The organism is Myceligenerans halotolerans, from assembly GCF_054782975.1.
On record NZ_BAAGRL010000003.1, the window covers coordinates 23,848 to 34,768 of the forward strand.

Genomic DNA, 10,921 nt, shown 5'->3' on the forward strand with positions numbered 1-10,921 from the left:
GGCCGCCGTCGTCGTGTGGTCGGGGGGCTTGCGCGTGGTCGGTCGATGCGCGTGTGGTCGGTCAAGTGATTGACCGACCACACGCAAAACCCCCGACCAGCCGTCCAGGCGCGGATGGGGCTGCCGGCCCGTCCGCTCGGTGCGCCGCAGTTCCGTCGAGGGCGCCGAGCGCCCTGCCGGCACCGACATCAGTTTCGGTGTCAGTGTCCCGGCGTACGGTGCTCGCATGATCGAGAATCCCGAGCTGACCGTGGCTGATGCCGCCGCATGGCGGGCGTGGCTCGACGAGCACGAGTCGACGTCCGACGGCGTGTGGCTCGTCCTGGCGAAGAAGGGCAAGGACGCGCCCACCACCCTGACCCACGCCACCGCGCTCGAGGAGGCGCTGTGCAGCGGGTGGATCGACGCGCAGGGCCGTCGCCGCGACGACGCGACCAGCCTGCAGCGGTTCTGCCCCCGCAGGCCGCGCAGCCGGTGGTCGGCCCGGAACGTCGGCATCGTGGAGCGGCTCACGGCCGAGGGCCGCATGCGGCCGCGCGGCACGGAGGAGGTCGAGAAGGCGAAGGCCGACGGCCGCTGGGACGCCGCCTACGAGAGCCCCAGGAACATCCAGGTCCCCGAGGCTCTCACCGAGGCGCTCGCGGCCAGCCCGCGCGCCGCCGCGATGTTCGAGGCCCTCACCGGCCAGAATCGCTACGCCATCCTGTACCGCCTGGCCAGCCTCAGGACGCCCGAGGCGTACGCGCGCAACGTCACGAAGTTCGTCGCGATGCTGGAGCGCGGCGAGACGCCCTACCCCCAGAAGCGGTCGCCGGACGCCGGGCGCTGACGGACCGCCCGTGCCGCGGCGGTCCGCGCCCTGGGACCGGCTGTCCGGGCGCTACCGGGTCGTGCCGCGGGGCTCGGCGCCTTCGGACCGGCTGTCCGGGCGCTACCGGGTCCCGCCCGTGCCGCGGCGGTCCGCGCGGCGGGGTGCCGGCCGGCTGGTCCCGCACGCCACGCCGATGTCGTACACCGGTGGCAGGGTCGGGGTATGGAACAGCGCATCAGCTTCATCACGCTCGCCGTGCGGGACGTCGCCGCCTCCCGGGCCTTCTACGTCGACGGCCTGGGGTGGACTCCCGAGTTCGAGGAACCCGGCGGCGTCCTCATGATCCGTACGGGTGAACGCCTCCTCCTCTCGCTCTGGGCGCGTGACCAGTTCGAGCAGGAGGTGGGGCCCGTGCAACAGGGCGCAGGTGTCGCGCCGATCACGCTCGCCCACAACGTGCCGAATCGCGAGGACGTGAACGTCGTCCTCGCCGCCGCCACGAACGCCGGGGCGAGCATCCCACACGCGCCCCAGGACCGGGAGTGGGGCGGCTACACGGGCTACTTCACCGACCCGGACGGCTACCACTGGGAGGTCGCGTGGAACCCGGGCCCGATCGGGCAGATCGTGCTCTGACCCCGGCAGGTCGCGTGCTGGCGCGGGCTGACTGGTGTTCAGTAGGGCCGCGCACCCACTGATCCGGCGCTGAAAGGTCTGTACGACCCTGTTGAACGTCGCCCCGGCAGGCGAGGCCACCGGGCCGCGGTGGTCACCCGGCCGTCGTGGTCGCGCCGGCCTCCCCAGAAGCCGGCGGTCGGTCAGACCAGCGCCTGCGCCGCCGCGCCCAGGAGGATCACGCCCATGAGGACGCCGGTCGTCGCATGCGCCATCGGCGCGCCGCTCGGCGACATGAGCCGGCCGATAGCGGCGATCGGCCAGGCGAGCACGATCGCCGCCAGGCAGATCAGCGACACCAGGTAGAGGTCGCTCACCCGGAGCAGTTCGGCGAGCACCACCAGGTGGAGCGTCATCGACAGGGCGACCGTCGTGGGCACGAGCCGCGCCAGGTCGCGGGATGCCAGGAACCCCGTGATCAGCCGCGTGACCGCGGCCTGCAGCGCGAGCGCCACGACGTACAGTCCGATCGTCCCGCCGTCGACGGCGGTTTCCGCGCCCCACGCGCCGACGACGTCGATGCCCCCGCTGACGGCGATCACCACCGCACTCACGAGGCCGACGATCGGCCCGAGCATCCACAGTCCCCGGACATGGCGTTGCGACCAGGCGAACCACAGCCCGGCGAAGACGGCGAGAACGACGGCGGCGGTGACTGCGTCCCGGGCGTGATCGGTTGACATGCTTCCCCCACTCGGTCGTCGCCTACCTCGGAAGACCGGCGTGGGAAGAAATCCAGCAAGCCGGGCGAACGCGACATCAGTGTAGGAGAAAAGTGCAGGTCAGGGAAGGTTACTGGGCTTCACGAGGGCCACGTGCTGCACGATCCGCCGGCGCACGGCGTCGTCGCGCACGATCCGGTTGTGGCCGAGTCCCGTGGTGGTGACCAGCTCGGCCGAGCCGGCGTGTGCGCCCAGGAGCAGCTCGGACTGCCGGTGCGGGACGCGCCGGTCGGCGTCGTCGTGCACGAACAGGGCCGGGATCGTGGCGGGAACGGGGCGGCGGGTGAGGTCGTAGCGCTCGTAGACGTCGGGCTCGTCGGGGAAGCGGCGGCGCCGCACGAGGTCGTCGTACCGCTCGCGCAGGCGACGCGGCGTGCCCGAGAACTCGAAGAACCCGTCGCTGATCGCGTGCGCCGAGGAGAGGCCGGCCAGCCCCGCGAACCGGTGCGCCGGGACGCCGTCGGCCAGGGCGACCCCGGCGCCGAGCACGCCGGCCGAATGCGCGACGACGCCCTCCCAAGCGCCGGGTTCCGCGCCGGACAGGCGGTGGATGATCGCGACGTCGTCGGCGAGGGTGCGCCGCTTGCCGCCGGAGTCGCCGTGCCCGGGGGCGTCGTACGCGACGACGCGCCGGCCGGCGGCGAGGAGGTCTGCGACGAGGGGTGCGAAGAACGACGCGCGGGACTGCCAGCCGTGCACGAGCAGCACGGCCGGGCCGTCGGGGTCGCCCCACGTGTGCACGACGACGTCCACCGGCCGGCTCCCGTTCGTGGCGGCCCGGTGGTGGCTGAGCGTGCTCCGGCGGGACGCCTGGTGCACCTCGCGCTCGTGCGGGCGCACGGGGGTGGGCGGCCCGAGCCGGAAGGCGACACGGACGGCGATCTCCGCGGCGAGCGGCGCGGGGGCGTGGGCGAGGTGGCGTAGGACGGTCACGTGTCCTCCTGGGACTATCTGAACGATCGATCGGATTGTTTATGAGCGTACAACATGTGCGGACGGCCGTACACTCTCTTTATGGCGACATCTGACACGGCGACGGGACAGCGGACCGGCACGGGCGGCGCGGCCGGAGCCACGGCCGATCTGCGCCGGGTCCGGGGCGATCGCACGCGCCGGGCGGTGCTGGACCAGGCGGTCCAGGACGCGTCGGTGCACGGGCTGGAGGCGTTGTCGCTCGGCGGGCTGGCGGCGTCGGCGCCCGTGAACAAGAGCGCGATCGCGGGGCTGTTCGGCTCGAAGGAGGGGCTGCAGCTCGCTGTCGTCGCGCGGGCGCGGGAGGTCTACGCCGAGGCCGTCGTCGTCCCGGCGAGAACCACGGAGCGCGGGCTGGCGCGGGTCTGGGAGCTGGTGCTGCGCTGGATCGACTACTCGCGGCGCCGGGTGTTCCGGGGCGGCTGCTTCTTCCGCACGGTGGAGATCGAGTTCGACATGCGGCCTGGCCCGGTGCGCGACGCCGTCGTCGAGGCGCAGGCCGACTGGGACGGGTACCTGGCGCACCAGGTGCGGATCGCGGTCGACGGCGGCGAACTGTCCGCCGATACGGACCCGGAGCAGGTCGCGTTCGAGGTGAACGCGCTGCTCAGTGCCGCGAACGACCGGTCACTGCTGCTTGAGGACGATTCCGTGTACACCCGCACCGAGGCGGCGGTGCGGATGCTCCTGCAGGCTCGCGGCGCGGACCCGGCGACGCTGCGCCGAGCCGACTGAGCCCGCCGGCAGGGGTCGGCGGGGCGGGCCCGGGGCTCGCGAGGAGGCCGTCAGTCGTCGTCGACGAGCAGGCGCCGGAGGCCGTGCTCGCCGATCGGGACCAGCCAGGGGTGCTCGTCGGGGTGCGCGAGCATGTTCGTCGCGTACATCAGCGCCCACGCCCGGGAGCGCGTCCAGGTCGCCTCGTCCCAGCCGCGCCCGTCACGTGCGCCCGCGTCGACGGCGGCGCGGAAGCGCGCGTGGCCTTCGGCGTCGAAGGCGAGCCAGGCGGCCGCGAGGTCGGACGCCGGATCGCCCGACGTGACGTCGCCGAAGTCGACGACGGCGGCGAGCTCCTGGACACCCTCCGCGGACTCGCGGACCACGAGGTTGCCCGGATGCGGGTCGCCGTGCAGCCACACGGGCGGCCCGGCGTAGGCGGGGGCGGCAAGGGCTTCGCGCCAGAGGCGGGTCGCGGCGTCGTGCAGCGCCTCGGGCACGCGCTGCAGGCGGGCGGCGAACGCGGCGGGGTCCTGGGCGTCGGGCCGCGCGGCCAGCGGGATCCCGCGGAAGGGGTTGGGCGGGGCGTCGTCGGCCGCCACGTGCAGGGCGACGAGGAAGTTCGCGAAGCGCTCGGCCCAGGCGCTCCGGCCGACGACGGCGGTACGGGCGGCGGTCACGCCGTCGACCCAGGGCACGATGTTCCACGACCACGGAAAACCGAGGCGGTCGCTGGGCCTGCCGGTGCGCACCGGCAGGGGGATGGCGACCCCGGTCGCCCGGAGCGCCGGCGCGAGGCGGGGGAGCGCCGCCTGCTCGTGGTCGATCAGGTGGGCGGCCGCGTCGCGCCGGGGGAGGCGCAGCGCCAGGTGACCGCCGTCGGGCAGCGGGCCGAGCCGCAGCATGACGTTGTCCCAGCCGTTGGCGACCACCTCCAGCGGCAGCCCGGCGAGGTCCGGATGCTGCTCGGCGAGCAACTCCCGGGCGAGCCCGGCACTGACCTCGATGTCGGCGGCGACCACGGGGTCTCCTTCGGCTCAGGAACGCAGTTCGAACTCGCGCGTGCGGTCCCATTCCTCGGTCCAGCCGAGCGCGTCGAACAGGGCGTCGAGGATACCGCCCGTGAAGCCCCACACCAGGTGCGTCGTCGTGCCGTCGGAGATCCGGAAGCCCGGGCCCCGGTAGGACCGGCCCTCGTGCCCGACCACGACCGTGACCCGCGACGCCGGGTCCAGGAGGTCGGCGACCGGGGCGCGGAACACGTGCGACGACTCCGCCTCGTCCACCACGCCGACGGGCGTCGGCTTCGCCCACCAGCCCAGAACCGGCGTGACCACGTGGTTCGACACCGGCATCGGCAGCGGGTCGAACTCACCGAGCACCTCGACGCCGGACGGGTCGAGGCCGGTCTCCTCCTCGGCCTCCCGCAGGGCGGCGGCCACCATGGTCTCGCCGTCGTCGGCGCGTCCGCCCGGGAACGCGACCTGGCCGGCATGGGACCGCAGCGTCGCGGCGCGTGCCAGCAGGAGGACGTCGAGGTCGTCGCGGACCGCCTCGGCCTGGGCGTGGTGGTCCGAGGGGAGCGCGTCGAGCACGCCGAACAGGATCAGGACCGCGGCCGGCCGGGCCACGCCCGAGAAATCGCCTCGCACGTGCCGCCACGGCGAGGGGAATCCCGCCTTGGCCAGCGCTTCCAGCTGCGTGCGTGCGGAGGAGACTGCAGGTGACGAGCTCACTCGACGAGGCTACCGCCCGCCGTGCGGTCGCCCGTCCGCCATCCGCCCGCCGTGCGGCCGCCCGTGCAGCACGAGGTTGCTTACGCCCGACGGGGTCTTGGCGCAAGCAACCTCCTGCTGCGCGGCAATAGTGTGCCAAGCGCGGAGCGCACCCCCGGCGGCGGCGACGTGGGCGGCGGTGGGGCGTGGTCCGCGCGCTCACCAGTTGGTCTCGACCGGACGCCCCTCCTCGTAGCCCGCCGCGGACTGCACGCCCACCACGGCACGCTCGGCGAACTCCGCCAGGTTCCGCGCCCCCGCGTACGTGCACGACGACCGCAGCCCCGACGTGATCTCGTCCAGCAGGTCCTCCACGCCCGGCCGCTGCGGGTCCAGGTACATGCGTCCGGTCGAGATGCCCTCCTCGTACAGGGCCTTGCGGGCCCGGTCGAACGCGGTGCCCTCGCCGGCGGTCCGCGCCGCCACGGCACGCGCCGACGCCATCCCGAACGAGTCCTTGTACAGCCGCCCGGTCCCGTCCTCGCGCAGGTCGCCCGGCGACTCGAAGGTCCCCGCGAACCACGACCCGATCATCACCTGCGACGCGCCGGCCGCCAGCGCGAGGGCGACGTCGCGGGGGTGGCGCACGCCGCCGTCGGCCCACACGTGCTTGCCGAGTTCGCGCGCCGCCTCGGCGCACTCGCGGACGGCCGAGAACTGCGGCCGCCCGACGGCCGTCTGCATGCGCGTGGTGCACATGGCACCCGGCCCCACGCCGACCTTCACGATGTCGGCGCCCGCGGCCACGAGGTCGCGCACCCCGTCGGCGGTCACCACGTTGCCGGCCACGACCGGCACGGACGGGTCCACGGACCGGACCGCGGCCAGCGCGGCGAGCATCCGGTCCTGATGGCCGTGCGCCGTGTCGACGACGAGCACGTCCACCCCGGCCGCGAGCAGGTCCTTCGTCGTGGCGGCGACGTCGCCGTTGATCCCGACGGCGGCCCCCACGCGCAGCCGCCCGCCGTCGTCCAGCGCGGGGGCGTAGACCGACGAGCGGACCGCGCCCTTGCGCGTCAGCACCCCGGCCAGGAGCCCGTCGCGCACCACGGGCGCGAACTGCAGGTGCGCGGCGTGGAGCAGGTCGTACGCCCGCTCGAGTCCGCTCGCCGCGCCCGCCGGGGCACCGCCCGGCGCCGCCCCGGCACCGCCTTCGCCGGGAGCCGTTCCGTGCCGCGGCGCGTCACGCAGGGTCTCCGCCTCGATCACCAGCGGGTCGGGCGTCATCACCGCGCGCACCTGCGCGAACCGGTCGACGTCCAGGCAGTCCTTCTCGGTCACCACCCCCACGGGGCGGCCGTTCTCGGTCACCACGGCCGCGCCGTGCGCGCGCTTGCCCAGGAGCGTCAGGGCGGTGTGCACGGTGTCGTCCGGCGAGACGACCACCGGCGTCTCCACCACCGGGTCCTTCGCCTTGACGCCCGCCACGACGTCGGCGACGACGCCGGCCGGTACGTCCTGCGGCAGGACGACCAGCCCGCCCCGCCGCGCCACCGTCTCGGCCATGCGCCGGCCTGCCACGGCGGTCATGTTCGCCACCACGACGGGGATGGTGGTGCCGCAGCCGTCGGCGCTCCGGAGGTCGACGTCGAACCGCGAGGAGACGCCGGACCGGGACGGGACGAGGAACACGTCGCCGTAGGTGAGGTCGTGGGAAGGCTCTTGGCCCGGGAGGAATCGCACGATGACAGACTATGACTGTTGGGTGAGGCTGGTGTGGAACTCGGGGCCAGGAGTTCGTCCGGCCCGCTCCGGGTACGTACGATGACACCTTGCCGTGCGTGGCGCAGTGGTCGCCGGCGCGCGGTGCAGGGGGACGACGACGAGTGCGCGCCCGGCCCGCCCGGGACGGAGCCGCGGGGAAGGAACGACATGGCACTGCTGAGCGGCATCAGCTCGCCCGAGGACGTCCGGAAGCTCACGCCCGGCCAGCTCGGGGAGCTCGCGCAGGAGATCCGCGACTTCCTCGTGGAGAACGTCTCGCGCACCGGCGGGCACCTCGGCCCCAACCTCGGCGTCGTCGAGCTCACCATCGCCATGCACCGGGTCTTCTCCTCCCCGCGTGACACGCTCGTCTTCGACACCGGGCACCAGTCCTACGTGCACAAGCTGCTCACCGGGCGCCAGGACTTCTCCCGCCTGCGGCAGAAGGGCGGCCTGTCCGGCTACCCGTCGCGCGCCGAGTCCGGCCACGACGTCGTCGAGAACTCCCACGCGTCCACCGCCCTGTCCTGGGCGGACGGCATCGCCAAGGCGAACGTCGTCGCCCACCGCGACGACCGCCACGTCGTCGCCGTCATCGGCGACGGCGCCCTGACCGGCGGCATGGCCTGGGAGGCCCTCAACAACATCGCCGAGGGCCCGGACCGCCGCCTCGTCGTCGTCGTCAACGACAACGGCCGCTCCTACTCGCCCACCATCGGCGGCCTCGCGAACCACCTCGACACCCTGCGCACCACGCGGGGCTACGAGGCGTTCCTCGACTGGGCCACCCGCACCCTGAACCGTTCCGGCCCGCCCGGACGCTTCGCCTGGCGCTGGATGCACGGCTTCAAGAAGGGCATCAAGGACGTCATCGCGCCGCAGGGCCTGTTCGAGGACCTCGGCATCAAGTACATCGGCCCGGTCGACGGGCACGACACCGCCGCCATGGAGCACGCGCTGCGCCGTGCCCAGGCGTACGGCAAGCCCGTCATCGTGCACGCCATCACCGAGAAGGGCCGCGGCTACAAGCCCGCGGAGGAGGACATCGCGGACCGGTTCCACGCCGTCGGCGTGATCCACCCCGAGACCGGCCTGCCCGTCGCGCAGTCCCGGTTCGGCTGGACCAAGGTCTTCGCCGACGAGATCGTGCGCATCGGCCGCCGCCGCCCGGACGTCGTGGCGATCACCGCCGCCATGCTGCACCCGGTCGGCCTCGCGCCGTTCGCGAAGGAGTTCCCCGAGCGCACGTTCGACGTCGGCATCGCGGAGCAGCACGCCGCCACCTCCGCCGCCGGCATGGCGTACGCCGGGCTGCACCCCGTCGTCGCCGTCTACGCCACCTTCCTGAACCGCGCGTTCGACCAGGTCCTCATGGACGTCGCCCTGCACAAGGCCGGCGTCACGTTCGTGCTCGACCGCGCCGGCATCACCGGCGCCGACGGCGCCAGCCACAACGGCATGTGGGACATGGCCATGCTGCGGGTCGTCCCCGGGCTGCGCCTGGCCGCCCCGCGCGACGAAGCCACCCTCCGCGGCGCCCTGCGCGCGAGCGTCGACGTCGACGACGCCCCCACCGTCGTGCGCTACCCCAAGGGCGCGATCGGTCAGGACATCCCGGCCGTCGAGACCCTCGACGAGGTCGACGTCGTCGGCCGCTTCGAGGCGCGGCCCGGGAGAACGCCCGCCGCCGACGGCGGCCGTGGTGGTCCGAGCGAGTCCGGGTCCGACGGCGGTCGTGGTGCTGCGGCCGCAGCGGTGGCGGCCGGCGGCGCATCGTCCACGCCTGCCGGGGTCTCGCCGAACACGACCCGCCGCGTCCTCGTGGTCGGGATCGGCGCCATGGCGCGCGCCGGGCTCGACACCGGGGCAGCGCTCGCCGAGCACGGCCTGGAGGCCGCCGTCGTCGCGCCCACCTGGGTGTTGCCCATCCCCGCCGCCCTCGTCAAGCTCGCCGGGGAGCACGACCTCGTCGTCACGATCGAGGACGGCGTGTCCGACGGCGGCGTGGGCGCCCTCCTCGCGCAGCGCGCCGGCGAACAGGGCGTACGCACCCCGCACGTGCACGTCGGCCTGGACACCGCGTTCCTGGACCACGCGAGCCGCGAGCAGATCGCCGCCACCCAGCGCATGACCGCCGCCGACGCCGTCCGCGACACCCTGGCGGCGCTCGCGGAGTGCTGAGCGCTCTCGGCGCCGGGTCCGGTCCGCCTCGGCGTGACCAGCTGGGCTCGTGGTCGGTCCTTCCGTGAGTGATCGGTACATCGATCTGCCGATCACTCACGGAAGGACCGACCACTCAAGCAATGGCCGGACCACGACGCGCCGGAGGTGCGAGCCGGTGCCGGGCGCGGGATGGCCGGTCGGCCGGGAGCACGGCGCCGGCGCGGTGGGCTGTCCCACGGGTGCGGGCATCGAAGCACGCCCGGGTCAGCGCGTAGGGTGCATGCGTGTGCACAGTGCTGTTGCGTCTGGACCCGGCGGCCGACTGGCCGCTCCTGCTCGCCGCCGTCCGTGACGAGGTGACCGACCGGCCGTGGGAGCCGCCGGGGGAGTACTGGCCGCAGGAAGCCCCCGGACTCGTGGGCGGCCGGGACCGGCTGGCCGGCGGGACGTGGCTGGCCGTGCGGAGCGGCGCGCCGGGTGGATCGGGGACCGGTGTTCCGGCCGGCGGTGTGCCGGGCGTCGCAGTGTCCGGCGCAGGCGTGCCCGGCGGTGCGCGACCCGCGGTGGCGGCCGTGCTGAACGGCAGCTTCATGAACCGTCTGGAGCAGTCCCCGCCCGGGAGCGCGCCGTCGTCCGCGAGACCGAGCCGCGGGAGGCTGCCCCTGCGGGCGCTGACGTCGGGCGTGCCCGACGCCGCGGAACTGCGGGCGTACGAGGTGGTCCACCTGCTGGTCGCGGATGCGGACGGCGCGCGGCTCGTGTCGTGGGACGGCCAGGAGGTGACCGACGTCGAGATCCCGCCGGGGGACCACATCGTCACCAACGAGGGGCTCGATGTCGTCGACGATCCGCTGGTGCCCCACTTCGCGCCGCTGCTCGACGCGGCCCGCCTGCCGGGGGAGGGCTCCGGCCCGGTCGCGCACCGGACGCCGTCGGCCCAACTGACGCACGCGGAGCCGCCGGCCGGGGACACGGTCACCGGTCCGTCTTCGGAAGATCGGTCGGGGACTGCAGGGGCCGCCGGAACGCCGGGGTCGCGGCGATCGTCGTCGGTCGGCGCCCTGGGCGGCCTCGACGTCCCGGGCGGAACGGTCCCGCAGGTCGCGACCGCGGAGTGGTGGGGCGGCTGGGCGGAGCTGATGCGCGGCGACGGGCTGGCGGAGGACGACCCGCGCGCACTGCTGGTGCGGCACGAGCTGCCGGACGGGCGGGTGTTCGGTTCGACGTCGGCCACGCTGGTGGCGCTGGGCCGAGAGCCTGGCCGGGCGCGGATGGACTTCACGGGCACTCCGTCGGACCCGGACTGGAAGCGCGTCGAGATCTGACTTTGCCGGCCCGGCCCGGCCCGGCCCGGCGCGGCCCGGCCCGGCGCGGCCCGGCGCGGC

Annotated in this window: 10 protein-coding genes; 5 read left to right on the top strand and 5 right to left on the bottom strand. The window is 74.4% G+C overall.

All coding sequences use genetic code 11. The annotated features are described in order from the left end of the window. The first annotated feature begins 226 nt into the window (after positions 1 to 226). Complete coding sequence (locus ACYVK5_RS00855; RefSeq protein ID WP_460701397.1) at positions 227 to 829, top strand: YdeI/OmpD-associated family protein; 603 nt, start codon at positions 227 to 229, stop codon at positions 827 to 829. Positions 830 to 1,033: 204 nt separating this feature from the next. Continuing rightward, positions 1,034 to 1,447: a VOC family protein gene (locus tag ACYVK5_RS00860; RefSeq protein ID WP_460701398.1), complete on the top strand. Its 414-nt coding sequence runs from the start codon at positions 1,034 to 1,036 to the stop codon at positions 1,445 to 1,447. 182 nt (positions 1,448 to 1,629) lie between these two features. On the opposite strand, the gene ACYVK5_RS00865 is transcribed toward ACYVK5_RS00860, so the two are convergent. Beyond that, positions 1,630 to 2,169 carry a hypothetical protein gene (locus ACYVK5_RS00865; RefSeq protein WP_460701399.1) on the bottom strand — a complete coding sequence of 180 codons (540 nt, stop codon included), beginning with the start codon at positions 2,167 to 2,169 and terminating at the stop codon, positions 1,630 to 1,632. 99 nt (positions 2,170 to 2,268) lie between these two features. Continuing rightward, entirely contained in the window at positions 2,269 to 3,141 is an 873-nt protein-coding gene (locus ACYVK5_RS00870) for an alpha/beta fold hydrolase (RefSeq protein ID WP_460701400.1), read from the bottom strand. A gap of 81 nt (positions 3,142 to 3,222) precedes the next feature. Between ACYVK5_RS00870 and ACYVK5_RS00875 the strand changes: the two genes are divergently transcribed. Next, positions 3,223 to 3,915, top strand: a complete 693-nt coding sequence (locus ACYVK5_RS00875) for a TetR/AcrR family transcriptional regulator (protein ID WP_460701401.1) — start codon at positions 3,223 to 3,225, stop codon at positions 3,913 to 3,915. A gap of 50 nt (positions 3,916 to 3,965) precedes the next feature. On the opposite strand, the gene ACYVK5_RS00880 is transcribed toward ACYVK5_RS00875, so the two are convergent. From ACYVK5_RS00880 to ACYVK5_RS00890, 3 genes are all read right to left on the bottom strand, one after another. Continuing rightward, on the bottom strand, positions 3,966 to 4,916 hold the full coding sequence (locus tag ACYVK5_RS00880; protein WP_460701402.1) for an aminoglycoside phosphotransferase family protein: 951 nt from the start codon (positions 4,914 to 4,916) through the stop codon (positions 3,966 to 3,968). Between the two features lie 15 nt (positions 4,917 to 4,931). Further along, positions 4,932 to 5,630: an NUDIX hydrolase gene (locus ACYVK5_RS00885; protein WP_460701403.1), complete on the bottom strand. Its 699-nt coding sequence runs from the start codon at positions 5,628 to 5,630 to the stop codon at positions 4,932 to 4,934. A 198-nt stretch (positions 5,631 to 5,828) separates the two neighbouring features. Then, entirely contained in the window at positions 5,829 to 7,352 is a 1,524-nt protein-coding gene (locus ACYVK5_RS00890; RefSeq protein WP_460701404.1) for a GuaB1 family IMP dehydrogenase-related protein, read from the bottom strand. A gap of 189 nt (positions 7,353 to 7,541) precedes the next feature. On the opposite strand from ACYVK5_RS00890, the gene dxs reads away from it, so the two are divergent. Both dxs and ACYVK5_RS00900 read left to right on the top strand, forming a co-directional pair. Beyond that, the gene (gene dxs / locus ACYVK5_RS00895; protein ID WP_460701405.1) at positions 7,542 to 9,554 is read left to right on the top strand and encodes a 1-deoxy-D-xylulose-5-phosphate synthase; all 2,013 of its coding nucleotides are present in this window, start codon (positions 7,542 to 7,544) and stop codon (positions 9,552 to 9,554) included. 266 nt (positions 9,555 to 9,820) lie between these two features. Beyond that, positions 9,821 to 10,861: an NRDE family protein gene (locus ACYVK5_RS00900; RefSeq protein ID WP_460701406.1), complete on the top strand. Its 1,041-nt coding sequence runs from the start codon at positions 9,821 to 9,823 to the stop codon at positions 10,859 to 10,861. Positions 10,862 to 10,921: the final 60 nt, after the last annotated feature.